The organism is Arthrobacter sp. ISL-69, assembly GCF_018613775.1.
In the GTDB taxonomy this organism is placed as follows: Bacteria; Actinomycetota; Actinomycetes; order Actinomycetales; family Micrococcaceae; genus Arthrobacter.
Genome location: NZ_JAGGPO010000012.1, coordinates 228,018 through 254,970 on the forward strand (window position 1 = coordinate 228,018; position 26,953 = coordinate 254,970).

The 26,953-nt window shown below is 62.4% G+C and carries 24 protein-coding genes, 1 tRNA gene and 1 pseudogene; 14 read left to right on the top strand and 12 right to left on the bottom strand.

The genetic code is table 11. The features are described 5' to 3' along the window. Window positions 1-80: 80 nt before the first annotated feature. The 3 genes from J7I79_RS09060 to J7I79_RS09070 all read left to right on the top strand — a co-directional run bounded on the left by J7I79_RS09060 (window position 81) and on the right by J7I79_RS09070 (window position 2,156). Entirely contained in the window at window positions 81-623 is a 543-nt protein-coding gene (locus J7I79_RS09060) for a hypothetical protein (protein ID WP_214952436.1), read from the top strand. 180 nt (window positions 624-803) lie between these two features. Further along, window positions 804-1,226 (top strand): hypothetical protein, encoded by a 423-nt coding sequence (locus J7I79_RS09065; RefSeq protein WP_214952438.1) that lies wholly within the window; start codon window positions 804-806, stop codon window positions 1,224-1,226. 108 nt (window positions 1,227-1,334) lie between these two features. Further along, on the top strand, window positions 1,335-2,156 hold the full coding sequence (locus tag J7I79_RS09070) for a hypothetical protein (protein ID WP_214952439.1): 822 nt from the start codon (window positions 1,335-1,337) through the stop codon (window positions 2,154-2,156). Here J7I79_RS09070 and J7I79_RS09075 read toward each other — a convergent pair. The 6 genes from J7I79_RS09075 to J7I79_RS09100 all read right to left on the bottom strand — a co-directional run bounded on the left by J7I79_RS09075 (window position 2,109) and on the right by J7I79_RS09100 (window position 11,402). Next, window positions 2,109-3,644, bottom strand: coding sequence for a class I SAM-dependent DNA methyltransferase (locus tag J7I79_RS09075; RefSeq protein WP_214952441.1), 1,536 nt, complete (start codon window positions 3,642-3,644; stop codon window positions 2,109-2,111). The two genes, J7I79_RS09070 and J7I79_RS09075, sit on opposite strands and share 48 nt — an antisense overlap. Continuing rightward, window positions 3,641-4,933: a restriction endonuclease subunit S gene (locus tag J7I79_RS09080; RefSeq protein ID WP_214952443.1), complete on the bottom strand. Its 1,293-nt coding sequence runs from the start codon at window positions 4,931-4,933 to the stop codon at window positions 3,641-3,643. Before J7I79_RS09080 ends, J7I79_RS09075 begins: the two co-directional genes overlap by 4 nt. Before the next feature lie 62 nt (window positions 4,934-4,995). After that, window positions 4,996-8,553, bottom strand: coding sequence for a DEAD/DEAH box helicase family protein (locus tag J7I79_RS09085; protein WP_214952445.1), 3,558 nt, complete (start codon window positions 8,551-8,553; stop codon window positions 4,996-4,998). 376 nt (window positions 8,554-8,929) lie between these two features. Next, a complete protein-coding gene (locus J7I79_RS09090; protein WP_214952447.1) occupies window positions 8,930-9,529 on the bottom strand; it encodes a hypothetical protein in 600 nt (199 codons plus the stop codon). An 18-nt stretch (window positions 9,530-9,547) separates the two neighbouring features. Further along, a complete protein-coding gene (locus tag J7I79_RS09095; RefSeq protein WP_214952448.1) occupies window positions 9,548-10,447 on the bottom strand; it encodes a hypothetical protein in 900 nt (299 codons plus the stop codon). 882 nt (window positions 10,448-11,329) lie between these two features. Continuing rightward, window positions 11,330-11,402: transfer RNA gene (locus tag J7I79_RS09100), tRNA-Thr, on the bottom strand. A 272-nt stretch (window positions 11,403-11,674) separates the two neighbouring features. On the opposite strand from J7I79_RS09100, the gene J7I79_RS09105 reads away from it, so the two are divergent. Further along, the gene (locus J7I79_RS09105; protein WP_214952450.1) at window positions 11,675-12,430 is read left to right on the top strand and encodes an HAD family hydrolase; all 756 of its coding nucleotides are present in this window, start codon (window positions 11,675-11,677) and stop codon (window positions 12,428-12,430) included. 27 nt (window positions 12,431-12,457) lie between these two features. On the opposite strand, the gene J7I79_RS09110 is transcribed toward J7I79_RS09105, so the two are convergent. The 3 genes from J7I79_RS09110 to tmk all read right to left on the bottom strand — a co-directional run bounded on the left by J7I79_RS09110 (window position 12,458) and on the right by tmk (window position 15,914). Then, window positions 12,458-14,032 (bottom strand): alpha/beta hydrolase, encoded by a 1,575-nt coding sequence (locus J7I79_RS09110; protein WP_214952453.1) that lies wholly within the window; start codon window positions 14,030-14,032, stop codon window positions 12,458-12,460. A gap of 74 nt (window positions 14,033-14,106) precedes the next feature. Further along, on the bottom strand, window positions 14,107-15,249 hold the full coding sequence (locus tag J7I79_RS09115; protein ID WP_104173942.1) for a DNA polymerase III subunit delta': 1,143 nt from the start codon (window positions 15,247-15,249) through the stop codon (window positions 14,107-14,109). Beyond that, window positions 15,246-15,914 carry a dTMP kinase gene (tmk, locus tag J7I79_RS09120; protein WP_214952455.1) on the bottom strand — a complete coding sequence of 223 codons (669 nt, stop codon included), beginning with the start codon at window positions 15,912-15,914 and terminating at the stop codon, window positions 15,246-15,248. The genes J7I79_RS09115 and tmk overlap by 4 nt, the downstream gene beginning before the upstream one ends. An 89-nt stretch (window positions 15,915-16,003) precedes the next feature. On the opposite strand from tmk, the gene J7I79_RS09125 reads away from it, so the two are divergent. Together J7I79_RS09125 and J7I79_RS09130 are read left to right on the top strand one after the other, a co-directional pair. Next, window positions 16,004-17,188 carry a PLP-dependent aspartate aminotransferase family protein gene (locus tag J7I79_RS09125; protein WP_214952457.1) on the top strand — a complete coding sequence of 395 codons (1,185 nt, stop codon included), beginning with the start codon at window positions 16,004-16,006 and terminating at the stop codon, window positions 17,186-17,188. 9 nt (window positions 17,189-17,197) lie between these two features. Beyond that, a complete protein-coding gene (locus J7I79_RS09130) occupies window positions 17,198-17,554 on the top strand; it encodes a DUF2516 family protein (protein WP_214952459.1) in 357 nt (118 codons plus the stop codon). Window positions 17,555-17,581: 27 nt separating this feature from the next. Here the strand turns inward: J7I79_RS09130 and J7I79_RS09135 are convergent. Then, window positions 17,582-18,442, bottom strand: a pseudogene (locus tag J7I79_RS09135) (class I SAM-dependent methyltransferase). Window positions 18,443-18,586: 144 nt separating this feature from the next. Here J7I79_RS09135 and J7I79_RS09140 point away from each other — a divergent pair. After that, window positions 18,587-19,333: a phosphoglyceromutase gene (locus tag J7I79_RS09140; protein WP_214952461.1), complete on the top strand. Its 747-nt coding sequence runs from the start codon at window positions 18,587-18,589 to the stop codon at window positions 19,331-19,333. A 79-nt stretch (window positions 19,334-19,412) separates the two neighbouring features. On the opposite strand, the gene phoU is transcribed toward J7I79_RS09140, so the two are convergent. After that, window positions 19,413-20,075: a phosphate signaling complex protein PhoU gene (phoU, locus tag J7I79_RS09145; RefSeq protein ID WP_104173937.1), complete on the bottom strand. Its 663-nt coding sequence runs from the start codon at window positions 20,073-20,075 to the stop codon at window positions 19,413-19,415. Between the two features lie 204 nt (window positions 20,076-20,279). Between phoU and J7I79_RS09150 the strand changes: the two genes are divergently transcribed. Beyond that, window positions 20,280-21,500 (top strand): cell wall metabolism sensor histidine kinase WalK, encoded by a 1,221-nt coding sequence (locus tag J7I79_RS09150; RefSeq protein WP_214952521.1) that lies wholly within the window; start codon window positions 20,280-20,282, stop codon window positions 21,498-21,500. Further along, window positions 21,497-22,177, top strand: coding sequence for a response regulator transcription factor (locus J7I79_RS09155; protein WP_214952464.1), 681 nt, complete (start codon window positions 21,497-21,499; stop codon window positions 22,175-22,177). The genes J7I79_RS09150 and J7I79_RS09155 overlap by 4 nt, the downstream gene beginning before the upstream one ends. A gap of 80 nt (window positions 22,178-22,257) precedes the next feature. On the opposite strand, the gene J7I79_RS09160 is transcribed toward J7I79_RS09155, so the two are convergent. Then, complete coding sequence (locus tag J7I79_RS09160; protein ID WP_214952523.1) at window positions 22,258-22,794, bottom strand: hypothetical protein; 537 nt, start codon at window positions 22,792-22,794, stop codon at window positions 22,258-22,260. 340 nt (window positions 22,795-23,134) lie between these two features. On the opposite strand from J7I79_RS09160, the gene J7I79_RS09165 reads away from it, so the two are divergent. From J7I79_RS09165 to cysS, 5 genes are all read left to right on the top strand, one after another. Then, window positions 23,135-23,617 carry a CarD family transcriptional regulator gene (locus J7I79_RS09165; RefSeq protein ID WP_026266570.1) on the top strand — a complete coding sequence of 161 codons (483 nt, stop codon included), beginning with the start codon at window positions 23,135-23,137 and terminating at the stop codon, window positions 23,615-23,617. Window positions 23,618-23,725: 108 nt separating this feature from the next. Beyond that, window positions 23,726-24,550: a 2-C-methyl-D-erythritol 4-phosphate cytidylyltransferase gene (gene ispD, locus J7I79_RS09170; protein ID WP_214952465.1), complete on the top strand. Its 825-nt coding sequence runs from the start codon at window positions 23,726-23,728 to the stop codon at window positions 24,548-24,550. 2 nt (window positions 24,551-24,552) lie between these two features. Continuing rightward, window positions 24,553-25,047 carry a 2-C-methyl-D-erythritol 2,4-cyclodiphosphate synthase gene (gene ispF / locus J7I79_RS09175; protein ID WP_214952467.1) on the top strand — a complete coding sequence of 165 codons (495 nt, stop codon included), beginning with the start codon at window positions 24,553-24,555 and terminating at the stop codon, window positions 25,045-25,047. A 68-nt stretch (window positions 25,048-25,115) separates the two neighbouring features. After that, the gene (locus J7I79_RS09180) at window positions 25,116-25,442 is read left to right on the top strand and encodes a hypothetical protein (protein WP_214952469.1); all 327 of its coding nucleotides are present in this window, start codon (window positions 25,116-25,118) and stop codon (window positions 25,440-25,442) included. 47 nt (window positions 25,443-25,489) lie between these two features. Beyond that, on the top strand, window positions 25,490-26,944 hold the full coding sequence (cysS, locus tag J7I79_RS09185; RefSeq protein WP_214952471.1) for a cysteine--tRNA ligase: 1,455 nt from the start codon (window positions 25,490-25,492) through the stop codon (window positions 26,942-26,944). Window positions 26,945-26,953 lie beyond the last annotated feature (9 nt).

The following is a 26,953-nucleotide window of genomic DNA, read 5'->3' on the forward strand; positions in this document are numbered from 1 at the left end:
ACTGCAAGACGCGCGGGAAATTAGTCAGGGTCGCTGCGTCAGCTTCATTTCGTGCCGCCGTATGCCAAGAGGGGGGCCAAATGGTTTACTACGGACTAAATAAGAACACCGCGGACACCATTCGGCTCTCCGCTGTCGCGGAGGGTGGAACATACGCCTCGACGAACAACGGGACGACCTACCGCATGAGTCCCAGCAGCTTCTCCATAACCGACGGATCTAAAATCATTGCCGAAGAGCCCTTGATATACTGGCTCGCGCCGGGCGACCGCGACCTGGAAAAACCCGGCGATCTCGGACTCAGCACGCCCATCAGCTATCCAACCTGTGACCGCACCGGCGTAGTCGTCCTCGGAACCAGCTATGACCCAAACGCCTACGTGGGGGAGGTAGAGGCTCTGCTTCGCGCCAATCCTGGCGCTCAATACTTGCGCACTGATCTGTCCTGCGACAATTTCCGGGGCCCTTCAATCGCCAACAGCGGAGGCAAATATATATACGCCGTGTACCAAGTGATTGGTAGAGACCAGAGCCAGCTTTGCTCAGTTATCAAGGCAACCGGAGTCTCCGGTGACTGGCTCGAAAACGATGTTGACCCCACACAGAAAATCACCTGCCCTTAGCCGAGTCGTTCGAAAAGGGTGCCAAGTCCAAGATCTAACCATCAACGACGACGCAGGCGAGAAAGTCGTCGACATTTCCGGCGGGCACCTGAACCGCGCCACAACACGCAAGTGATCCACAAGACTGACGTGCGAGCGCCGCAAGGCGCGCCATGTCTCCCTGCCAATAGGAGGAACTGAGTGAGCATCGGCCCTGAAGAGCCTATCGAGTCTGCCCTTGTCGAGGTGTCACCCGGCACAGCGCTCGTCTTCGGTCAGGTACCCGAAGGCCTCGATCTCATCCCTTTCAGCCTCGTCTCGCCAGACGACCGAGCTGCAATTGTGGACGCGGTAGCCGCGACAAGCGCGGTCCTAAACGTTGGAGGGCAACTTGCAAGTGGGCTCGCGAGGGCCCAGGGACTCGTCCGGCTTGCGCCGGAGACCTTGCGGGCGATGCAGGTGGGCGCGACCCCGCTTCAGAGCGGCGGCTACAACATAGGCGTGCTGTACCAAAACGGTCGGTTCGCGGCCCAGGTCCGTTGGCTTCCCGCGGCTGGTGCCAGCGCCGCCGGAGTGCTCGCGAGCCTCGGGCCGGCCGTCGCGATGATCGCCATCCAGGTTTAACTCAACGAGATCTCCGGCCTCGTCAGAGAGAACCTCGCGCTGACGGAGATTGTCCTCAAGACCGTCAGACGCGTGCAGTGGGCGGAACTCTCGGGTCTAGAGGAGGCCGTGGCCGAAGCGCTGAAGGAAGCAAACGTGGCTGGACAGGTCACGCCGGGGGTGTGGGACGAAATCAACGACAAAGGGGCCGCCCTTCGAACGCAGCGCAACCTCTTCGGGGGGCATGTCAAGGACCACTCTGTTGAGTTGGCGAAGCGGAAGGGCCACCAGGAGCGTAGGCAGTACATTGAGAAGAACGGTGAGGCGATCCTCTTCGATCTTTACAGCCTCCTCCTGGCGAACAAATCCTGGTTCGAGTATCAAGCGCTGCGCGCAGGTCATGTGAGGCTCAGTGCAGGTGAGGACCCGCGTGAGGAGAAGCTGCTCCAGGCCATCATCGACAACGCGCGAGGCGAATACAGCAAGACCGTCGAGCAAATGACGACGCTCCTTGACACGCTCAATCGCGAACTCTGGATCCTTGCTGAACTTCCGGGAAAGTTGACAATTCCATTCACCCGATCCCGCCGGAGCGCCGGGGAAGTCTCGAGGATGGCTCAGCAGTTGCTCAGCGCGGTCGAGGGACTTTCGGATTCGGTGCGGACTCAGCCCGCGCCGCTCGAACAACCGAACACCTGCTACGTCGACGAGGTAGAGCAACTCGACCAAGACCTCCGCATCCTCCGCTGGCACCTGGATGGAGACGACAACCTGAACGCGATCGCAACCGCACATGAACGCGGCACAGGCTTCGCCCTGACCGCGGCGATCCAGCAAAGTGTCCTGATCGCGGTGACCCAGCAACGTGTTCTGGTCGCCGAGCTCTCCGAGTTCCGGAAGGCCCTAGCTAGCCGAAACACCATCGAAGCTGACAGCTTCCTCCGGCAGTGAACTTCGAGTGGCGAGCGCATCTGCCACCGCAGCGAATTCGTCTAGGGCTGCCTGCAGATCGTCCACGATCTCCTGCGCGATAATCTCGGGAGGCACGCCGTCGTCCGCAGACTCCACGGAGGCGTCCTTCAACCAAGTGATGTCAAGGTTTGCTCGATCGCGACCGATCAATTCGTCATAGGCGAACGACCGAAAACGCTCAGATTCGACCCGCTGCGAACGGTCGAGGGCGGAGAACGAGGCGACGAAGTCAGCCAAGTGCTCGTCTCGCATGGGATTCTGTTTGATCGTGAAGTGCTCGCCTATGCGGAAGTCATACACCCACAGTCGGTCCGTCCATGCTTTCTCTGGACGGGCGCGCTTGCGGTCGAAGAAGAGCACATTCGCTTTGACTCCTCCTGCGTAGAAAATGCCGGTAGGCAAGCGCAACAGAGTGTGCACGTCATACGAAGCCAGTAGCCGACGCCGTATAGATTCGCCCGCACCGCCTTCAAAGAGTACATTGTCGGGAACGACCACGGCTGCTCGGCCTCCGACGGCCATCAGCGAAGCGATGTGCTGCAGGAAGTTCAGCTGTTTGTTAGTTGTCGTCACCCAGAAATCTTGGCGAGAGTAGGCAACGTCGTCCCTTTCCGCACGGCCAGCATCACTGGTCACAGTGATTGAAGATTTCTTGCCAAATGGAGGATTAGCGAGCACGAGAGAAGCATGTTGCGTCGGAGTGGAAGCCAGGGCGTCGTGGACATCGATCACCGCTTCCCCATTCTCGCGGCCTACCCCGTGGAGGAAGAGGTTCATAGTCGCCAAGCGCGCTGTAGAGTCGACCAACTCAACGCCGCGTACGAGCTGACCCGTGCTTAGATTGTCCCTCTGCTCCGGTGTGAGCTCTGTGCCGTAGTGTCGTTCAATGTATTCAACAGCGGAAAGCAGGAACCCGCCCGTCCCACATGCCGGGTCGATGATGAGGTCGTCCGGAGTCGGTTTCATGACCTCCACGATTGCGTGAATGAGGGGTCTTGGCGTGAAGTACTGACCAGCGCCGGACTTCACATCCGAGGCTGAGCGTTGCAGCAGTGCCTCGTAGGCGTCGCCATTGAGATCGCCACCAATTGACCAGGTCTCGGAACCGATCAGGTCCCTGATCAGGCGACGGAGAAGGGAAGGTTCTTGGACGCGGTTCTGCGCCTTGCGGAAAATCACCCCTAGGTTAGTGGGCTGCTTGCCCAACTCCCGCAGCAGGCGCTGGTACTCGACCTCCAACGTATCGCCACTGAGTGAAGCGAGACGATCCCAGGAAACGTCTAATTCAGTTGGGAACACCCGTTGGGGCTTCAGCGGATTCTTCTCCCGCTCGTCCACCATTTTGAGGAACAACAAGAAGCTGAGTTGTTCCACATAGTCGATGGAGCCCACGCCCGCGTCACGCAACACATCGCAGTAGCTCCAAAGCTTATCGACAAGCCTGCGCAGTTCAGCGTGGTTAGTCATGAAACGGGTACCTTTCGGGAAGTAACGCGGCGGGTTGGTGACTCCAACGCGCCCGAATTTGTGTTGACGTGAGCCAATGTCGTGGATGCTGGCTTCTCCGTCGGGATTTGATCGACGAGCTGGCCGGCGACGGCTGTCGCTAGAAGCTTCGCGGCTAGTCCCTTCTTACGATGACGGAGCTGGTGGATGCTAACCCCGAGCCGATGCGTCGCCCCTCGGACCTCCGCCAAGTCCTCCAGAAGCCGGGCGCGTGTAACGGCATCTGGAACAGGAATCTCGAATGACTTGATCTTGCCGACCGAAAGGTTCGGTTGAACGCCCCCGCTGGATTCGGAACGCATTTGGGCATATCGAGCTTCAAGAATTGCGCGAATCCATGGCCTAAGCTCAATATTCTCCTCGCGTAACTCAATGGCGGCGCATGCTTGGTTGCTGGTTGCAGGAATCTGCAGTTCGGCGACAGTACCCCGAGTCTTGCCTTCCCCGTACATGGCCACCAGGAGTGTTCCCGGTCTCCAGATTTTGACTGACGTCTCTCGGAGCGCCTTCTCGGTTATAGCTCCCTTTACAGAGCGAATGTTGCCCTGCGAAAGGTCGCCGGAAGTTACCCACGGGATTGTCCCCCCGGTCCAATAAGCAGCCTCCGAACGTAATGGAGTAGTCCCACTTCCTACGCGGGCGATGTCGGACATCTTGAAGCGCGGCACACCCGTAAAACCGAACATTTCCAGGGCCCTTAACTGGGCGGTGTTTAGGCGCATAAGCTTTAGCTGCGCCGAAGCGAGGGTATCGTCGGCGGCTTCGAGGCGAGATAGACGATCTTCAAGGGCGTCCAAGATACGACCCTGTTCCACAAGCGGAGGGACGGGAATTGGCAATTCAGCAATCGATCGCGACGACAGATGCTTTACGGTAGTCGAGGAGGTTTCCGCCCAGATTGCATCCAAATAGCCTTGTAGAATGTGCAGAAGCCACCTTGGGTGGACGACTCGTGCATCTGGCGAGAGCCGGCATACTCGTTGGTTCAGAAGGGCAAGCGGGCCATTCCAACTTGAGATCCTGAAGTCGCCGTCCATTCCGACGAGTAGATCGCCGGGATGCACAATATGCCGCTGTCCGTAATCTCCTGTGTAATACGTTTTGGTGAAGTCACGGCCAACGTCGCGGATCCTGATAAGTGGCATCCCAGCTGGGACCGGCGTGAAAAGCTTGGAATCGAAGGACGCACCGTTGATGACTTCGGCTACTTGCCCCAATGGCACTCGTCGCCACGATTCGTGTTTGGCCAAGAGCCCTGGATCTGCACTGGACTCCGCGCGTAGGACAATTTCCGCGGGTGAGGTCATTAATGTCAAGCGATTAGCTCCTCGTCCAGGTCATGGAAGACCCTTAGCGCCCGGTCCGCCCCGAAGTCCCGGACGAAGCCGTAGGTTCCACCGCGTTCGGTGAAAGGAGTCTTGTCCAGATCGTCGATAGTCACAGCTATCGATGTTTTCACAACATCGGAAATGCGACGAATCCACCAGCGTTGATCCTCAGTGAACTCGACGCCTTGCCGTTCTTGCTTTTGTAGCCACGACTCGAGCCGCTGTTCGATCACCGCTGAGTACGACAAGATGCACCCGGATACCCCAGCTTCGCTGTCTTCCTTGGCCAGCTCATGTCGCAAAATCGTGAAGAGGTCGGTCACGGCGGGCTTATGTTCCGGGTCCGCCAGTTCGCCGAGCGCCGCATAGGATTGCCACAACATGTCCACGCTGCCGATGGTTGGCACCCTACGCACGCGCTCCGCCAGCTCCTGGAGTTGGGAATAGGTGGGCCGGCCCGTCCCACTACCGTGAATGAATTGCAGCACCGCAATCTCCTCCTGGTGCTGATGGAGGAACTCACGAAATGACTTGACGCGATCCAGCGAACTCGTACCGTAGTCGACGCGTGTGGCGCTGTAAAGCTGGTCCGCGTTCACTTCGTCGAAAAGGATGTCCTTTTCTCGTCGGAGTTCGAGAATAAGTTTCCGTAGTTCTGGATTGCCCGCAAGTTGTTCGACTCCTCCGCGCAGTAACTCTGAAACCCGGGCTTCTCCTCCCGCATCCCTAGCCGCCTCGACAGCATCATGGTCCGAGACTGCAGCCAAGTCCTTAACAATTTGCCGCAAGGTGGTGCCTCCCGCCGCCTGCGTCAGTTCGGCAGTCTCTGAGGGATTCAGTTGAGTTTCGAGTTTGCTGAGTCGGGCTGCAAGTGTCGAGACTTCATCCGCTGAAATTGTCAGCGTGCCGGCCTTCTGCAGGAGTTGTTCAAGCGACACAGACGGAGCCGTCCGCTCCATCGGTACGGCATCTACGAGCGGTGAATCGGTGACGCCGACAGCGTCAACAATGACGAATTGATCCTTTTTTCGTCCATTGATGGCGTCCGGCGTAACCGCGGCATATTGATCCGCGTCCATGATTCGCGCACCACGGCCCTTCATCTGTTCGAAGTAGACGGCGGAGCGCACTTCGCGCATAAAGAACACACACTCGATGGCCCGCACATCAGTACCGGTGGCGATCATGTCCACGGTGACCGCGATGCGCAGGGTCGGGCTGTTGCGAAACTCCTGAAGCAAAGTTTTTGGGTCGTGTCCCTGGCTGCGGGATTTATACGTAATTTTCGCCGCGAAGTCCTGTCCTTTACCAAATACCTCACGTACCTGCTGGACGATTTCGTCCGCATGGTTGTCGTCTTTCGCAAATATAAGTGTCTTCGGCAGGTAAGAACGACCGGGAAAGATCTCAGTGTAGAGCTTGTCCCTAAACGTGTTGAGCACGGTACGAATCTGGTCTTCAGCGATGACCGTACGGCCGATCTGCTGTCCTGTGTATCGGTAGTCCTCTTCCAACTCCTCGTATCGCTTCCGACGGGTGCCGCGGTCCCGGTACGGGACGACGGTCCCGGCTTCGACTGTCGCCCCCTGCTCGGTCATCTGGGTCTTTATCCTGTACACCGAGAAGGGCACGTTTACGTTGTCAGCAACAGACTGCTCATAGGTGTACTCGCTGACCAGGTTCTGGTCGAAGAAGCCCATAGTCTGCTTGGTCGGCGTGGCGGTCAGCCCCACGATCGGCGCGTCAAAGTACTCAAGTACCGCACGCCATCTGCCGTAAATGGAACGGTGGCACTCATCCACAATAATCAAATCAAAAGTCTCCGGTGGCAGCTCGGCGGAATAACGAACGTCAACGGGTATTGGAGGCTCAGCGTCGCCATTCTCCTCATCGAACTCAGTGTCAGCTTCAGGTAGGTCCTCGCCCTGAAGCATCCGGAACACGCGCTGAATGGTGGAAATGGCCACTGAAGTCGAATTCAAAACGGTGTGCCCAGCCAAGCGCTGGACAGCATACATGTCGCCGAAACGGCGGCCGTCGTCCGGAGCCATGTAGTTGACGAACTCCGACTCGGCTTGTTCGCCCAAGTTGTTTCTATCAACCAGAAACAGCACCTTGCTGGCTTGAGCGTATTTGATCAGCCGATAGACGCTGGTCACGGCTGTGAATGTCTTGCCAGCGCCCGTTGCCATCTGAACCAACGCCCGTGGATGCTGCGCTTTGAGGGACCTCTCAATGCCGCGGACTGCGTCCTTTTGATTAGGTCGCAACCCATCCTCGTTCAACTCCGGAAGCCCATGGATTCTGGCGTTGAACGTGGGAGAGTGCGGATTCGAGTCTGCCTTTTCCATCCACGATCGCATTGTCTGGGGACGGTGGAAGCTGAAGACCTCTCGGGAACGGGCATCGGGATCAAGCCGGTTCGTGAAGCGGGTTTCCGCGCCCGTTGATTCATAGCAGAAGGGCAATGGCTCGCCTCGGCGCCAAGATGCCATCTGTGCTTTTGCAGGTAGGCCCGAGGCATATTTGTTGGTCTGCCATTCAACCCCGGTGAGCGCCGTGCCCTCCTTTTTGGCTTCGATTACCCCCACCAATTTGGCGTCCACATAGAGCATGTAGTCCGCGAACCCCGTCGGCAGGGGGAATTCTCGGACCGCCACCCCTGGTGCAACGACGGGCGCAATGTCCTTGTAATCCTGGATGATCCAACCCGCCGTCTCCAGCTGCCGGTCAATATTGCGACGGGCTTGAATCTCAGAGAGGGGTCGCGGTAGGCGCGCCCGTTCGATAAATGCCTGTCGTGCGGCAGACGTGACCCTCTCCGCCGGGCGAGAAGACAACTGGCCGCGCGCCAGCAGCTCGGCCACTTGCTCCTTGAGACCGGCAAGCTGAGCTGACATGTACTCGTGTTTTGCTCGGGCGGCCGTGAGCTCATTCTCTGCCTCAGCCCGCGCATCCGCTTCAGCCTGTTGAGCCGTCTTAGCGGCATCCAGAACAGTGAGGACGTCCTGGAGCTCGTTCTTAGATTCCTGTAGCTGGCCATTGATCAGAGCCATCTGCTCTTGGTCTTCGGCGGTGGTTGGCGCCGAAGTGCCGACAGGCTCGGGCGGAAGGAAAGCGAGTACAGTGCGGTTGCCAGTGACTGCACGATAGAGCAGAGTGCCCAATTCCCAGCATGCCCTTAGCGATTCCAGAGCAACGCGGGCATTAAAGAGATGAGCGTGGGTGGCGTCGTTGCCTGTCTTGCGAATTCTGTGGAAGGCTTCTGCATGTTGCCTGGTGAGAACACCGGCGTCCTCAAGTGCACCAATGCGATCGACCTGCTTGCCGCTGACGGCCTTTGTGTTTGTTCGACGGAGCAGCTGCTCCGTGAGGACCTCGGCGAATTGACGGCATTTGACCAGTGCACCGTTGGGATCGTTGTACAGCGTCGCTTCTGCTCCCGCTCCATAAACGGACAGTAGCGGCTCTAGCTCCTCCAGAAGCCCGAAGTTGACTGACCCTCGGGCCGCCACCAGGATGCTCTCATCTATATGTGCCACGCGTCCGTGTCCCCCCTCAAACTAGAACGGCTTCGTCACGAGACTATCCGACCAGTGCCGGTTTGCGCTCCAGTGGGTCGCCCGGTGGTAACCGTGCACCCTCCCAAGCCGAGTGATTGTCTGCTGGTACTCTGCTGGACCGACAAACCGTAGACCCTCGACTGGAGGGACAACACTCTGCAAAGGCAAAGCAACTGCATGCAGCCGGCATTGGGTCCCAAAGAAACTGCCGACGTCATTGGCGTTTCAGTCCCTTCGCTCCATGAGTACCTAGCCCAGTTGAGCCCTAGCCGAAGTGTGGCGGTTCTCCAGACTGCAGCTTGAACGATGATTGTTTCCTTACCACCTTGGGTTCTAACCGAGGGGCGGTGCTGGACTAAGGCCTAGTCCCTGTAGGGCCGCCCTGGGACTTCTTTTGAAATGGTGGGATCGGAACAACATTGCTCTTGTCGATCTCTTCCGCGTCGTTAGTCTTGACCAGATTCATAAGCCGTTTCATGAGCCACAAAAGACGCAGTGCCGAATGGAGCAGTAGAAGTAGTGCAAGTTCGACTATCCAGGGCGCAAGCCATTGTGCTCCTACGAAGTTGGCGACGGCTGCCGCCAACGACAAGCCGGCCGCCGCGAACGAGGCGGCCATGGTTGAGATCCAGTTGGACCTGAGCGCTTGGCCACTTCGTGCCCTAAACAGCTGGAACCTGCTGCCGCCCGCGGTCAGACCGAACACAATGACCACACCGGAGAAACCGGCGACCAAGCTCGATGACCCAGCAACCCCCAGATACAGAGCAAGGGCATCGGGCCGTTCGGCCGTCACGAGTCCGCTCCACACGTCAGGGAGTAGAGCGAAACGCGTGAGTATGGCATGCATTAGAACAAGCACCGGGGCGAGACCCGACAGCACCGCGGGCCGGTCCTGGATAAGCCCGATCAAGCCGCTCCAAATGCTTCTGAAAAGCTTCCGAATCGCTACCACGCGCCCCCCTTGGTCTGACTAAAGCTTTCCGGCCTTGTACTTCTGAATGGCTGAGCTGAGCGCAATGAGGGCAGATTGGAGGCTGGGCTGGTCGTCTTCGGCGACATCCACCTTTTCCACGCTTGTTATCCTGTCCGACGTAAAGTCGATCGACTCTCGTCCAATCCCATCTGCGCCTTTGTCAACCATAAGAGTTGCCCGTGACTTTTTGAACATGTGCTGGCGCATGAAGATTTCGAGTTGGTCCTTTAGGTCCTCGGCTGCCATGGAGTCCGGCGTCGCGTGACCAAAGCTAAGGATGAGTTCCATGGAGAGGTCTCCCGATACACTTTCAGCAGCCTGCGCCGCAGCGCCAATAACCCCATGATGACCGGCTGAACTCAGCGAATCTGCATCTAGCTTCACATGCATCTTGGATACACCGAGTGAATCCCTTAGGCGCTCAAGTCCATCAGTTTTAACGAGCGGCCTCAGCCGGAACTCGGGTTGGCCTGCGGCAACCCCCGTAACAGTGTTGAGCCAAGCTTCGATTGCCTGCCAAGTCGGCCCCCCGGACGTCCGAAGAAAGGCTGCGGTATTGCTCGCGTCAACCGGAGCTATGTAAACGGGCTCCAGGAGGCCGGAGATTCCGCCCACGGTCGTCAACGAGTCAATCTGTCCCCCGTGGTCCTGTACATCGGGCCAGTCCGACTGGGGGCGCGATTTCCCCAGGTATGTGTAGTCCAGGAGAGTCATCTTGTCTGACCGGCATTCGCCGTAAAGGACATTGGACTTGTATGTCGACTGTCGTTCTTCGGGGAGGGCACTCGACAAGTGATTGAACAACTTGGTCCAGAACCCCGGCGTCAGTGTGTGCGCGTTGTCGTTGGAGTCCAGTTGATAGACCTCCATGAAGTACACGGTTTTCTTAGTGCTCATAGCTCCCCAAATCTAGATTGTCTACAGAGCATACTCAGGCCGCACCGTGTTACTGGTGATCACGGGCGCTTATCAACCGCATTATGACCACTGTCGGAGTTGGGACATGGACGCCTCGTACAGGCCGGCCGCGCGGGAACTCGTTCAAAAGCGAAGCCTGGGCACCTACCAAGGATTTACCAGAAGTCTGATACGACACCTGCGTTCAGCCTGAATAGCGGACCGTCCACCGCAAAGAGAACCGTAGTTCCCGTGCAAACACTGCGAACTGCTGGTTTTAACTGGTGGCTCCGACCGCCGTCGATCCGGTGACCCTTCGATTTTCAGGCGAAGTTCTACTCCAAGGGGCTGCCAGCAGGCACTACGGACCGGAGTAAGAAGATGAACTACCCGGACCATCATCCCCTAGCGCGGCAGCCCTAGGACCGGACGTCGACTGCAACGCCTTCGATGCGGACGAGTCCCTCGCGGCCGGGGCATTCAGACAGCTCAGTGACGTTTTCATCCAAGCCAACGGGGACGTTGACTTGTCGGTTCCTTCGCAGACGTCGCGCTCGAACCAGTACTCGTTTGGGCCATCCCCCGGGCCATCGATGTTGACCCGCTGGCCAAGCAGTCACTCATTCTCAGATCCAACTTTCTCCCACCACGGCGCGTCAGGTCGCTAGTCGGGAAGAGGGGACTGCCACCGGTTTTCAGAGTGCCAGCGTCAGGGCATCAAACTCTTGAGCTCCATTGACGGCCAGGGCAGAACGAGTGACGAAAAAATGACGAAGACGTTGGGAATCGATCGAAAAACGAGGGAACGCATACGAAGTCCGCAATGTCAAGAACCAGCGAAAAGACCCCCTAGAAACCGCGGTTTCTAGGGGGTCTATCCCGAGCTTCCTATCAGAATCGAACTGATGACCTTTTCATTACGAGTGAAACGCTCTACCGACTGAGCTAAGGAAGCACCGCATGACAGGACCCGGAAGAACCGGGCGGATCATGCAAGAGACAACTGTAATAGAGTCCCCTGCCCGGGTCAAAATGAGCCATTCATGCATCCGCAAGATTGCCGGTCCCGGCCGGGCAGGAGGTGTCCCGGAAGTGCCGGGGCGGACGTTGTCTGGATGTTCATCCTGCGGTCGAAGCGGGTTCAGCAAGGGGTTCCGCCGGGCTCCCACTGTGGAAGGATCAACCGCGGCCCGGTCGACGGCCGCAAGTCAGCGAAGGGGCTTGGCCATGACTCCGGACACAGCAGACGTATCCGCAAGCGAATCCGAAGCCGCACTGCAGGGGGTGGAGCCGGGCGCCGCCCATGACGTCCGGCTCGCCGTACTGGCCATGGTGGGAACAACAGTGTTCGACGGCGGCCTCATGGAGCGTGCCATGACCCGCACCCTGGCAGACCAGGGGGTGAGGGAGGGGTCGGAGCAGTTCGAACGCATGCTCCGGTACGCCAGGGACACCGCAGGGATGTCAAAACTCGCTGTCTTCAGCCAGCTGTTTGAGGACCGGCACCGAGCGGCGGCGGCGAACACGTTCTTCGAGCGCAGCTGCGATGAGCTGATAGCAGACGGCATCATCCGGGCTGTTCCCGGCGCCGAGGACGCGATTGGCTGGCTGCGTGAGGCCGGCATCATGGTCTGCCTTGCCACGGGCTTCGGACGCCATACCCAGAACATGGTGCTGGAGAGCCTTGGCTGGATGGGGCTGGCGGACCTCAGCCTGTGTCCCGCGGACGCAGGGCGGGGCCGGCCGTATCCGGACATGATCCTGACGGCTGTCCTCGCCCTGGACCTGGACGACGTCCGCGAGGTCGCCGTGGTGGGGGACAGCTGTGCAGACATCCAGTCGGGGCTGCGGGCCGGTGCCACCACGGTTGCCGGAGTACTCACCGGGGCACACGGGGAGCCTGCGCTCCGCGCGGCCGGCGCCACCGCCGTCGTGCATTCGATCCGCGACCTGCCGGTGCTGCTTGAACCCCGGTCCGCTTAGCCCGTTAAGTCAGGCCGGGCTGCGGACCTAGCACAGCGTGTTGTCCGCAGGCGGCTCGCCGGTCAGCAGGTAGCCATCGACGGCGTCGCTGACGCAGGTGTTAGAGCGGCCGTAGGCGGTGTGGCCCTCGCCCGTCCACGTCACCAGCGAAGCGTTGCCCAGCTGCTTCCGCAGGGCGCCGGCCCACTCCACGGGGGTCGCCGGGTCGCCGGTGGTTCCCACCACCACGATGGGGGCCGAACCGGAATACTCCACCGGTGCGGGCGTGCGGATGCTCTTGTAGGGCCAGTCTTGGCAGTTGGTGCCGCCGTAGGCGAAGAAGTAGCCCAGGGTGGGGGATTCCTGCCGCAACTTCTGCTCGTCGGCCCGCATGGCGGCCGGGTCGGTGACCATGGGGTAGTCCAGGCAGTTGATGGCGGTGAAGGCGAAGGCGCTGTTGGACGTGTACTTGCCGCTCGGATCCCGGTCGGCGCCGAAATCGGCCAGCCGCAGCATCGGTGAGGGGTCGCCCTTGAGGGCCGCGTCCAGCGCCTGGGTCAGCAGCGGCCAGTTGTCGTTGTTGTACAGGGGCAGGATCAGGCCGCTGACAAACGCCGAGCCGGTGACCAGCCTGCCGTCCTGGGCGCGCTGGGGATTGGCGTCAACCGCTTCCACCACCTCCCGGATCTGCTGGACACCGTTGTCCACGGTTCCGCTCAGGGGGCAGCCGTCGTCCCCGAGGCACTTCTCCACGTAGGCGCGGATGGCTTTCTCAAACGCGCGGGCCTGGCCGCTGGTGAGCTCCTCGTTGCTGAGGGAGGGGTCCAGCGCGCCGTCGAGGACCATGCGGCCCACGTTGTCCGGGAAGAGCGAGGCGTACGTGGACCCCAGGAACGTGCCGTAGGAATAGCCCAGGTAGTTCAGTTTGGTGTCGTTGACCACGGCGCGCAGGATGTCCAGGTCCTTGGCTGCGCTGACGGTGTCCACGTGTGCAAGCAGCGGACCGGTTTTTTCGGCGCACTTTGCGGCCGTTGCCTTGTTGTCCGCAACGGCGGCGGCCAGGCCGGCGTCGGAACTAAGGTCGTAGTTCTTGGCCCGGGACTCGTCCCGTTCCTGGTCCGTGAGGCACGAAACGGGGGAGGAGCGCTTCACTCCGCGGGGGTCGAACCCCACGAGGTCGTAGCTGGAACGCACTTCACTGGAAATGTTCGTGGCGCCGGCATCCTTGACGAAGTCATATCCCGAGCCGCCCGGACCGCCGGGGTTGACCAGCAGGCTGCCGGTCTTGTTTCCTGTTGCCGGCATCTTGAGCGCCGCGATCTCGATGCTGTCGCCGTCAGGCTTGCTGTAGTCCAGGGGCACCTTGATCTTGGCGCACTGGAGCTTGTCCTCGCAGGCTGTCCAGGAGACCTCCTGCGAGTAGAAGCCCCGGAGTTCCTCGGGGGCTGCCTCGGCGATCGACGGATCAGCCTTGCCCGTGCTTGCGCCGCTTGATCCGCCGTTGGACGTGCCGAACAGCGTGCAGCCTGTCAGCGCGAGCAGTACGGCCACGGAGCCAGCAGCTGCCTTGACCGCGGTCGCTCCGGACCGTGACCGTAGGGGCAGACGTCGGGCAGGCTTCATGCAGGGCTCCTTGAGGGATTTGGCGTGGGCTCGGGCGGGGAACGGGCGGCGGGACGGGGCTGGACGGAACGGCACTAGATCAGGCTCGCGGCCATGGATTCGATGGCCAGCAGCGGTGCGACGTTGGTGGTGGTGATTCTTTGGCGGGCCTTGTTGATGGCATCCATCCGGGCGAGCGTGGCCTCTGCACCGGAACGGCCGGCAAACTCCGTCAGCTCGCTCCTGAGTTCAACGTTCACCAGTTCCACAGCGTTCCCCATCTGGATGATCAGCACATCCCGGTAAAACGAGAGCAGGTCCGTGAGCGTCCGGTCAAGGGAATCGGTGATGGAGCGTTTGGCGCGCCGCTTCTGGTCATCCTCGAGCTGCTTGACCTGGCCCCGCATGGCGGGCGGCAGCGTACCGCTTTCGGGGGCGCCGAGCGTGGCCAGGAGCGCTGCCTTCTCCTCGGCATCACGCACTTCGTTGGAGCTGTTGGCTTCTTCCGTGGCGATCTTCACCAGTTTTTCGGCCATCAGGACCGCCGCCGTGACGCCCCGCAATCCCAGCGGGAACCGAACGGTCTCCAGCCGGCGTTCGCGGGCATCAGCATCCCGGGCGAGCCGGCGCGCGATGCCGACGTGGCTCTGCGCTGCGCGGGCCGCACGTTCGGCGAGGGCCGGGTCCACGCCGTCGCGCCGCACCAGCAGTGCCGCCACATCGGCAGCGGGCGGGAGCCGCAGTGCCACCGCGCGGCAGCGGGACCGGATGGTGACCAGGACGTCCGCCGGGGACGGGGCACACAGCATCCACACGGTGCGGGGAGTGGGCTCCTCGATGGCTTTGAGCAGAACGTTGGTGGTCCGTTCCGCCATGCGGTCGGCATCTTCCACCACGATGATCCGCCACCGTCCGGATGACGGACGGTTTCCGGCAGTGGACACCAGGTCCCGTGCCTCATCAATGGTGATGGTGACTTTTTCGGTGCGGACGAATGCCACGTCCGAATGCGTTTCCCCCAGGATGGTCAGGCAGGCCGCACATTCGCCGCAGCCGCGCCTGGTGATGTCCTCCTGGTCACAGTTGAGGGCAGCGGCAAACGCCTTCGCGGCGTTGGACCGGCCAGAACCCGGCGGGCCGGTGAACAGCCAGGCGTGGGTCAGGGCTTCGCCCTGGGCAGCCTGGCGGAGCTGGGCGACGACGGCAGGCTGGCCCTGCAGGTCATCCCAGACGGTCATGGGGCCACGCCTTCTCCGGAAACGTGCCGCGACAGCATCAGCTCGTCCACGCACGCCAGGATGACGCGGGCCAGCTCATCCACGGGCAGGTGGGCGGCCAGCACCAGGTAGTGGTCCGGCCGGTCGGCTGCGAGGTCGAGGAAGGCGGTGCGGATCTTGGCGTGGAATTCGTCCGCTTCGGATTCCATCCGGTCTTCCGCGGCGTCGCCTGCGGTGCGGCGGAGCCGGCCCACGGCGGGGTCCACGTCAAGCAGCACTGTGAGGTCGGGCAGGAGGCCTGACGTGGCCCATTCGTTCAACTCACGTACGGCACCGGTTCCGAGCCCGCGTCCGGCCCCCTGGTAGGCCACCGAGGAATCGATGTAGCGGTCCGTCAGCACAACGTCGCCGCGTTCCAGGGCGGGCAGGATGACCTGGTCCGCGTGGGCTGCGCGCGACGCGGCAAAGATCAGGGCTTCGGTGCGGGCATCGATGTGGCCGTGGCCGTGGTCCAGCACCAGGGACCGCAGTTTCTCACCGATCGGGGTGCCGCCCGGCTCCCGGGTGCGCAGCACCTTGCTACCGCGCGACTCGAGGGCCCCGGCCAGTGCTGCGGCCTGCGTGGACTTGCCTGCGCCGTCGCCGCCTTCGAAGGCGATGAACAGTCCGGGGTTCTGGTTAGTCACAAGACCAGCCTACCGACAATCACTGACAGCTTAGGTGCCCGGCCGTAACGGCTTTCATGCGCTGCAGGCCTCCCACGTACTCTTTGACCATGAGTCTTTCCGAACAGCAAGCCGCCGCGCTGTCGGCTGAAACGGTGGTTGTGGCCGCCGGCCGCCCGCCCCGCAAACGCGATGAGCCAGTCAACCAGCCCATCGTCCTGTCGTCCACCTACTTCGGGACCGGGCCCCTCGCCGACGGCGACCGCGGCTACGGCCGCTACTCCAATCCCACCTGGGATCCGTTCGAAGAAGCACTGGGCCAGCTTGAAGGGGCGGCCCTCCCCGGCCTGCTGTATGCCTCCGGGCTGGCGGCCGTGAGCTCGGCACTGTCCCTCATCCCGGCCGGGGGAGTCCTGGTGATGCCGTCGCACAGCTACGCCGGTTCCCTGGTCATGGCTACCGAACTCGCGGAAAAGGGGCTGTTCGAGCTCCGCACTGTGGATATCGCGGACACCGACGCCGTGAAGGCGCTGCTGGCCCCGGCTGAAGGCAAAGCTGCCAGCATGCTGTGGCTGGAAAGCCCCACCAACCCGATGCTCGGGATCGCGGACATCCGCGCCCTGGCCGCTGCCGCCCACGAGGCAGGCGCCATCGTCGTTACTGACAACACCTTCTCCACGCCACTGGTCCAGCAGCCGCTGAGCCTGGGGTCCGACGTCGTCCTGCACTCGGTCACCAAATACCTGGCCGGGCATTCCGACGTCGTCCTGGGCGCCCTCGTGACGTCGGACGCCGCGATCCGCTCAACGCTGCTGCACCACCGCATCATCCATGGCGGCATCGCGGGCCCGTTCGAAGCCTGGCTTGCCCTGCGCGGCCTGCGGACGCTCGCTCTGCGCATCGAGCGCTCCCAGGCCTCGGCTGCCGTCCTCGCCGATCGGCTGAGCGCGCACCCGCGCATCGGGAGCATCCGGTTCCCGGGACTCCCCACCGATCCCGGCCACGAACGTGCCAAGTCACAGATGAAGAGCTTCGGTTCCGTGCTGTGCGTGCAGATTGCCCCCGCCGGCGGGCTCAGCGGCGCCGACGCGGCGGACAAACTGGTCCGCGCACTGCAGCTGTGGCTGCCCGCCACCTCGCTGGGCGGGGTCGAGTCCCTGATCGAACGACGACGGCGGCACGCGGCCGAGCCGGTCAGTGTGCCGGACAACCTGGTCCGCCTGAGCGTGGGGATTGAAAACGTCGAGGACCTTTGGGCCGATTTGGAGCAGGCACTGGACGCTCTGGACGGATAGGCTGGGCACGTGGACGGAAAACAGTTGATTGGCTATGTCGAGACCGCGGTCTATTTCGTATTGGCGCTCGTTGCGTTCTGTCTTGAAGCGTGGGCGTTCTTTGACTGCCTGCGCCACAAGGCGAACGCCTTCGAAGCCGTTTCCAAACGGACCAAGACGTTCTGGCTGGCCCTGACCGGCGGCGCCTTGGCCATCGGTGCCCTGTCCCTCTATGCCGGCGGTGGCGGCGGGCTGCTCGGCCCGCTCGGCCTGTTCGGGCTCGCCGCAGTCACCGCAGCCTCCGTGTATCTCGCGGATGTCCGCCCTGCAGTGAAGGATGCCGGCCGCGGCGGCAGCCGCAACATGGGTCCGTACGGCCCCTGGTAGCGGGCAGCCTTCCTGAGGAGGCCGTCCCTAGGGTGCGGGCGCCACGGCGTCCCAGCCCACCGTCAACTCACCCAGCCGCCAACGGGAGGGTCCGTCCTGAACGGGCCAGCCGCCGTCGAGCATTGACCGGCACATGGCCGTCCACCGTTGCCTGTTCCCGAACGCGGCCAGCGGCGCCGCCTCCAGCCAGGCCATGTCCAGGGCCTGGAGGAAACCATGGATCTTCTCGCCGGGAACGTTCCGGTGGATGAGGGCCTTCGGCAGCCGTTCGGCAATCTCCGAAGGCAGCGCGAAACCGCCGAAACGCATGGAAATGCTCAGGCTGAGCGGTCCGCCGCCGTCGAGCGCCACCCACGTCACGCGACGCCCGATCTCGTCGCAGGTTCCGTCGATGAACAGTCCGTCGGGGCCCAGCCGGCCTTGGACCAGGCTCCAGATGGCAGCAACATCGGCCTCCTCATACTGCCGCAGGACGTTGAACGCCCGGACAATCACCGGCCGGCCCGGCACGGGAATCTCGAAGCCGCCCACATGGAAGCTCAGTCCGGCCCGTTCCAGTGCCTTGGCGGCGCGGACCCGCTCGGGTTCGATTTCTATTCCGGCCACCCGGACATCCGCGCGCACTGCGGACAAACGCTCAAACAGCTCAACAGCAGTGGCAGGGGATGCCCCGTAACCGAGGTCGATGACCAGCGGGTCGGCTGCCCGGCGCAGCCGCCAGGCCTGCGGTCCCGTGAGTCACCGGTCCAGCCGCCGCATCCGGTTGGGGTTGGTGGTGCCGCGCGTTACGTTGCCGATCGGTTTGCCGCTATTACCCGCGCCGCTGGCTCCGCCCCTGGTTCGGCTCCCGGCCCGGGAGGGGTCTACCCGTTCAGCTTTCTGCACCACCGGACAAGCTTAACGGTCCGTCCCCGCCGTCCTGCCCCACGGTTGCCCGCACCGCCGGCTCAAACCGACTGCCCAGAGCGTGCCTTCAGTGCACCCGCTGTAACGCTCGGCACTGCCACCGCCTGCTCGGCTAGGATGAAAACCATGACTTACAAGCTGATTCTGCTGCGCCACGGCCACAGCGAATGGAACGCCAAGAACCTGTTCACCGGCTGGGTGGATGTTGACCTCAACGACCAGGGCCGCGAGGAAGCAGCACGCGGCGGCGAGCTCCTGGTTGAGAACGATGTTCTCCCGGATGTCCTCTACACCTCGCTCCTGAAGCGGGCCATCAACACGGCCAACATCTCCCTGGACAAGGCCGACCGCGGCTGGATCCCCGTCAAGCGTGACTGGCGACTGAACGAACGCCACTATGGCGCCCTGCAGGGCAAGGACAAGGCCCAGACGCTCGCCGAATACGGCGAAGAGCAGTTCATGGAGTGGCGCCGTTCCTACGACACCCCGCCGCCGCCCCTGGACGACAACAGCGAATTCTCCCAGGCGCATGATCCCCGTTACGCGGACCTGGGCGACGCCCTCCCGCGCACCGAGTGCCTGAAGGACGTCCTTGTCCGCCTGATGCCCTACTGGGAATCGGACATCAAGGAAGACCTCAAGGCCGGCAAGACCGTACTGGTCACCGCCCACGGCAACTCACTGCGCGCCCTCGTCAAGCACCTTGACGACATCAGCGACGAAGCAATCGCCGGCCTGAACATCCCCACCGGCATCCCGCTGGTGTACGACCTCGACGAGGACTTCAAGCCCGTCAAGCCGGGCGGCACTTACCTCGACCCCGAGGCCGCTGCGGAAGCCATCCTCGCGGTGGCCAACCAGGGCAAGAAATAAGCTACACATTAACAAACGGCGGGCCGGTCACCTAAGTGACCGGCCCGCCGTCATAAGCCGGACAAACCCGGCAGGGAAGTTAGCTGGTTTCTGTGCTGTTCGGGTGCCAGGCGCCAGTGACCAGGTACGTGACCTTCTGGGCGACCGAGACGCCGTGGTCAGCGAACCTTTCGAAATAGCGGCTGGCCAAGGCAACGTCCACGGTGGTGGCCGGGGACTCGTTCCAGTCACTGCGGGCAATTGCCTTGAAGACGCTCAGGTGGAGGTCGTTGACCGTGGCATTCGCTTTGAGGATGTCACGGGCGACTTCCAGGTCGCGCGTTTCCAGGAGTTCGGTGAGCTTGTTCGCGATCAGGAGGTCCTGTTCGGCGAAGCTCTTGAAGGTGTCCGCGAGCTGCGGCGGAATCACCATGGCGGGGAAGCGGAGCCGCGCCAGCTGGGCGATGTGCCGGGCGAGGTCGCCCATACGCTCCAGCGAGGCACTCATCCGAAGCGAACCCACGATCATCCGAAGGTCGCTGGCCACCGGCCCCTGAAGGGCAAGAATATCGATGGCACGCTCGTCCAGGCTGTTCTGTAGGAAGTCGATCCTTGCGTCAGCGGCGATGACGTCCTGGGCGAGGTCGACGTCCGCCCCTTCGAAGGCAGTCGTGGCCTTGTCAATGGCCTCGCTGACCAGCTTTGAAATCTCGACGAGCTGCTCGCCCACCTGTGTGAGCTCCTCCTGAAAAACCTTGCGCACTACGCGTCCTTTCCTTGGAAATCCTTCCCCACCGTGGTGGCGGCCGGATTTCGTGTCACCGCTCTGCAGTCCAACTGGTAACTCTGTCAGTGGCCGGTGAACTGTTACGCACCTATAGGTGAACGTTAGTTGAACCCCTCGGGTAATCGCATCACATTCGTCTTTGACGCCCGGGGCAGAGCATAAGCTGGAGCCGTGGATCCAATGCTCATCGGTGTCATCGCAGGCCTGGTCGGTCTGTCGTTCGGCATCTTTGGCGTGCTCGCCTTCAGGGTGAGCGAACAGCAGCGGAAGCTGGTCGATGTTGAGTTCGACGAACCGGCGCTGCCTCCCGGCGCCGCGGAGGTACTCGCAGTCGTCGGCCGTGCCTTCGTGGTGGTCGACGCGATCGACGGCGTGGTGAGGGCGAGCCCGGCAGCCTATGCCTTCGGCCTGGTCCGCGGGCATACCGTGGTCCACGAACAGCTCCTGGACATGACAGCCAGGGTTCGGCGGGACGGCGTCATCCTCGAGAAACAGTTTGAACTGCCCCGAGGCCCGCTGGGGCAGGGGACCATCGTCGTCCAGGTCCGTGCAGCCATGCTCGGCGAGGAATACATCCTCCTGCTGGCCGACGACCGGACCGAGATCACCCGAACTGAGGAGATCCGCAACGACTTTGTTGCCAACGTTTCCCACGAGCTGAAGACGCCGGTGGGTGCCATTTCCCTGCTGGCCGAGGCCCTGGAATCGTCGGCGGACGACGAAGTTGCCGTCCGCCGCTTTGCCAAGCGCATGCAGAAGGAGTCGACGCGGCTCGCGGCGCTCGTGCAGGACATCATCGAGCTCTCCCGGCTGCAGGGCGCGAACGTGGCCCAGCGGGGACACCCCTTGGACATTAATGCGGTGATCACCGAAGCCGTGGACCGTTCGCAGCTGCCCGCCGAAAGCAAGAACATCTCCATCGTCGTCGGCGGCCATGTGGACGCAATGGTCTATGGTGACCAGGACCTGCTGGTGACGGCGCTGCGAAACCTGATCGACAACGCCATCCGTTACTCTCCGGAGAACACCCGGGTGGGGATCGGGGTTCGTGCCAAGGCAGGCCTGATCTCCATCTCCGTCACGGACCAGGGTGACGGCATGAGCCCGGACGACCAGGAACGGGTTTTTGAACGCTTCTACCGCGTCGATGCCGCAAGGTCTCGGCAGACCGGCGGCACAGGCCTGGGCCTGAGCATTGTCAAGCACGTCATTTCCAACCACGGCGGGGAAGTGACGCTGTGGTCGCAGGCCGGCCAGGGGTCCACGTTCACCATCCGGCTTCCAGAGATGGAGGGGCAGGACGACGGCGACGCCCCCGCGGCGCCTGCAGCGGCCGCCCGTAGCACCTCACCACACAGTCACGACGCCACCGGCGTCCACGAGCAAGGAGCCAGCGCTTGAGCAGGATTCTCATAGTCGAGGATGAAGAGTCGTTCAGCGACCCACTGTCCTACCTTCTGGGCAAGGAAGGATTCGAGGTGGAAGTCGTGGACAACGGTTTGGACGCCATCACGGAATTCGACCGCAACGGCGCCGACCTGGTGCTGCTGGACCTGCAGTTGCCCGGCCAGTCCGGCACTGAGGTGTGCCGGCAGCTCCGGCAGCGCTCCTCGGTCCCGGTCATCATGCTGACCGCCAAGGACGCCGAAATCGACAAAGTCGTAGGGCTGGAACTCGGCGCCGACGACTACGTCACCAAACCGTATTCCTCCCGTGAGCTGGTTGCCCGCGTCAGGGCTGTCCTTCGGCGGCAGGGAGAACCGGAAGAGCTCATCACCAACACGGTCCAGGCCGGGCCCGTGAGGATGGATGTCGAACGCCATGTAGTAAGTGTCGACGGCGAACAGGTGCCGCTGCCGCTGAAGGAATTCGAGCTGCTGGAGATGCTGCTGCGCAATTCAGGCAGGGTGCTGACCCGCGGCCAGCTCATCGACCGGGTCTGGGGATCAGACTACGTTGGTGACACCAAGACGCTGGACGTCCATGTCAAGAGGCTGCGCAGCAAGATTGAGCCGGACCCGTCGGCGCCGCGGTATCTCGTGACAGTCCGGGGCCTGGGCTACAAGTTCGAACCCTAGGCAACGCGGACCGGTAACACAGAAGGAGGGCCCCGCCCGGCGGGAGCCCTCCTTCTGCGTATCCGAATTGCTTATCCGGGCTAGTGGCTTTCGCTGCTCGTCGGAGCCGGCGTTGCCGTCTCCGAGACAGTGGGCTCGGCGCCTTCCGGCAGGTATTCCTTGTATTCAGGCAGCGTGGCGTCCAGGACGGGCACCTTGACCTTGGTGGTCTGGTTGGTGCCGTCTTCGGAAATGCTGACGTCGGACAGCGAGCCCGGGACGGCCCCCGTGCTGCTCAGGATCGCCGGATCCGTGGAGTTGTTAAGCAGGGTGTACGAATTCGCCTTCACAGACACCTGCGTCTGCGAGCCTTCTGCTCCGTTGATGGTCAGCTTGACGTCGCTGGAAGACGAGTTGTAAATGGCACCGACCACGCGGCCCGGCTTGTCCTCGCCGGTGGAAACGATCATGAAGTTGCGGATCTGGAGCGGGCCAAGGTCTTCCCTGGTGCCGTCCGATGCCGAGTACTGCTCTGTGGTCTGCTGGGCGTTGATGTAGCCGCAGCCGGTCACGGACAGCAGGCCGATGGCAACTGCTGCCGTTGCCATTGCCAGCTTGCCGCGCTGGCCCCGGTTCATCGCAGTGAAACGCACGTGACGCACTCCTTGAGAGTCTTGAAACATTATTCAGCCATAGCCTATCCTCAAACGGTCTCAAACAAGGATTCGGGCCGTACACATTGGTGTCCGGAAACATGGCCCTGCCCGACCGCTCCGCATGCCGCCCGCCGGGCCCGGAACACTACCCGGGCTCCCTTGGCATGACCGCCTGCATGCACTATTATCCGCGTTCGTCAAGGGGTCAAAGGGGGGTTATTCGCCCCATTTTCCCCGTATTCACGCGGTTCCTGGCCCGTATCCGTGCCAGTCATATGCCCGAATCGTGATAAACTGGTCTGCGGGAAAGGGGAAAGTCCACATGGTTTTTGAGGTCGGCGAGACAGTAGTTTACCCTCACCACGGTGCAGCCAAAATTGAAGAAATCAAGATGCGCACTGTCAAGGGCGAAGAGAAGATGTATCTCAAGCTCAAGGTGGCTCAGGGTGATCTGACCATTGAAGTTCCAGCAGAGAACGTTGACCTTGTTGGGGTTCGCGACGTAGTGGGCAAAGAAGGTTTGGAGCACGTCTTTGACGTGCTGCGGGCCGAGTTCACTGAGGAGCCCACCAACTGGTCACGTCGTTACAAGGCAAATCTGGAGAAGCTTGCTTCCGGGGACGTCATCAAGGTAGCAGAGGTTGTTCGTGACCTCTGGCGCCGTGATCACGACCGCGGCCTTTCCGCAGGTGAGAAGCGTATGCTGGCCAAGGCCCGTCAGATTCTGATTTCAGAACTGGCGCTGGCTGAAAAGACAGACGAAGAGAAGGCAGCAAGCGTTCTCGACGAAGTCTTGGCTTCCTAAGAATTGAACCCCGGTGGCTCCGTAGCCGCCGGGGTTTCTTTTTGCCCCGATTCAGGCAGCCGCGTTTTTGCCGGGCGCCGACGCGGGGCGGGACGTAGTCTTGTGCCCATGAGCGCAACAGAATTTCCGGCCGGATCCGGGCCGGCCGCCGGGGACCACCAACGCCCACGCCCAGTCGTCGCCGTTATCCTGGTCGCGGCCGGATCAGGGCAGCGACTTGGTTACGGCATGCCAAAAGCAAGGGTTCCCCTCGGTGGCGAGCCCATCCTGATGCACGCCCTGCGCGGGATTGTTGCCTCCGGCGTTGCGCAGCAGGTCTGCGTAGCCTTGCCGGCGGGCGACGGCGCGCTCCGGAGAATGTGCGATGACTTCAAGGACGAGCTTGTCGACGGCGGCCCTCTGCTGACGATGGTGGACGGCGGCGCAACGCGCGCTGACTCCGTGCGTTCCGCATTGGCGGCACTGGAGGACGGCACCCAGGCCGTGCTCGTCCACGACGCCGCCCGCGCGCTGACGCCGGAGTCCGTCTTCCACCGTGTGGTCGACTCCCTTGCGGCCGGCGCCTTGGCCGTGATTCCGGTCATGCCGGTGGTGGACACCGTCAAGACGGTTGAAGCAACGCGTGACGAAGACGCCCACATTGCGCCGGAGGTCGTCGTCGGCACGGCTCCGCGGGAGATGCTCCGCGCCGTGCAGACGCCGCAGGGGTTCGATCTCGACACGCTGATGAAGGCCCACCGGGAGGTGGCAGGCCTCGAGGAAGCCCAGTCCGCCGCCATTACGGATGATGCGATGCTCGTGGAACGCCTGGGCGTCCCGGTCCATGCCGTCCGCGGAGCCAGCCAGTCACTCAAGATCACAACGCCTTTGGACCTGATCATTGCGGAGGGCCTGCTGGAAGGTCCCCTCGGCGTACGTTGGGTGGAGGGCTGATCATGGCAGTTCCCATCATTCCCAGAACAGGTATCGGCATCGACGTCCATGCTTTTGCTGCGCCGGACAATCCGCGGGCGCTGTGGCTGGGCGGGCTGCTGTGGGACGGCGAGCAGGGCCTGGCTGGCCACTCCGACGGCGACCCCGTGGCCCACGCAGCGGCGGATGCCCTCTTTTCGGCCTCCGGGATCGGGGATCTTGGCACGCACTTCGGCACGGACCGCCCGGAATTCGCCGGTGCCTCCGGCGTGGCGCTCCTGGCCGAGGCCGCGCGCATAGTCAGGGCGGAAGGCTTCGAGATCGGCAACATCGCCGTGCAGTTCGTGGCCAACAGGCCCAAATTCGGCCCGCGCCGGCAGGAATCCCAGGACGTCCTCAGCGCGGCGGCCGGTGCCCCCGTCAGCGTCAGCGCCACCACCAGCGACGGACTCGGCTTCACCGGCCGTGGCGAAGGCATTTCGGCCCTCGCCACCGCGCTGGTCTACCGGGCGGGCTGAGGCGGAGCGTGTCTTTCGCCTAGGCTTAAGGGAGTCAGACCTCTGCCGAACACTCCAGGAGAACCCTCGTGAAGAAGCCGCTTGCCGCCGTCGTACTCGTTGCAGCACTGCTGCTGAGCGGTTGCGGCGCGCCGAAAATGAGTGTCGAGGAAAGCTGCAAGTTCCTCAGCGGGGACACGTTCGTTCCCACCGGAAACCAGCAGCAGCAGGCTGACCAGATCGCCAAGCATTACCAGGAAGTGGCGGACAAGGTAGCCCCCGAGGTGGGGGAGCCCATCCAGAAAATGGCGGACATCATGAAGAAGGTCGCCGGTACTTCGCTGGGCACCAAGAGCGCCGAACAGACGGCACAGCTGAGCGAGCAGAACAACAAGATCGGCGAAGTCTGCAAATAGCAGGCCCGGCGCCGGGTCCTGCAAAGGCCATCGGCTAATCTGGAGCGGTGACCCTGCGCTTTTACGACACAGCATCCGCCGAAGTCCGCGACTTCGTCCCTCTGACACCGGGCAAGGTGAGCCTGTACTACTGCGGCGCGACGGTGCAGGGCCTGCCGCACGTCGGGCACATCCGGTCCGCCATTGCCTTTGACCAGCTCACCCGCTGGCTCGAATACCGGAAATTCCGCGTGACCGTGGTCCGCAACGTCACTGACATCGACGACAAAATCCTCGCCAAGTCCGCAGCGTCCTTTGAGCCGGACTTCGAGGAAGGCCCGGACGACATCCGCGAAGAGGAATGGTGGGCGCTTGCCTACCGCTACGAGCAGGCATTCCTCAAGGCCTACGACACCCTTGGTGTTTCCCGTCCCACTTACGAGCCGCGCGCCACCGGCCACATTCCGGAGATGCACGCGCTGATCCAGCGCCTGATTGACCGCGGCCATGCCTACCCCGCCCTCGATGATTCCGGCGACGTCTATTTCGACGTTCGCTCCTGGAACCGGTACGGGTCCCTGACCCGCCAGAAGATCGATGATATGCAGGGTGCTGCCGACGCCGATCCTCGTGGGAAGAAGGACCCGAGGGACTTTGCGCTGTGGAAAGGCCATAAGGAAGGGGAGCCCACGACGGCCAGTTGGGTTTCACCCTGGGGCACCGGCCGTCCGGGCTGGCATCTGGAGTGCTCGGCCATGGTAACCAAATATCTCGGTACCGGGTTCGACATCCACGGCGGAGGCCTGGACCTCCGGTTCCCGCACCATGAAAACGAGATGGCGCAGTCCCAGGCAGCCGGCCATGCCTTCGCCAACTTCTGGATGCACAACGGCATGGTGACCTACCAGGGCGAAAAGATGTCCAAGTCCATTGGTAACACCGTCAGCCCCACGGAAATGCTTGAGCTCGCGCCGCCGCGCGTGGTGCGGTACTACCTGGGCCAGGCGCAGTACCGGTCAGTGCTGGACTACCAGCCCACCTCGCTGCAGGAAGCCTCCGCTGCGATGGAACGGATTGACGGCTTCGTTGCCCGGGCCGTGCGTGCTTTGTCTGATGGCGGGGCCCTCCTGTTCGGCAGCTACGGGGAGGTGCCGGAAGCCTTCGCAGCGGCCATGGACGACGACCTGAATGTTCCGCAGGCGCTGGCTGTCCTGCACGACACCGTGCGGGCAGGCAATACCGCGCTCACCGCGGGCGATAACGCTGCTGCCCGGGCAGCGCTGCACTCTGTCACCGACATGCTGCGGGTCCTGGGCCTGAACGACGTCGCGGCCCCCGCACGGGACGACCGGGCGGACACGGCCCTGGGCGTCCTCGTCGAGGCCCAGCTTGGTGCCCGCGCGGAGGCGCGGGCCACCAAGGACTGGGCGGCGTCTGATGCCATCCGGGACACGCTCGCGGCGGCGGGCGTCGTCGTCGAGGACGGTCCGGACGGCGCCAGCTGGACCATCAAGCGCGGCTGAGCTGAGGCA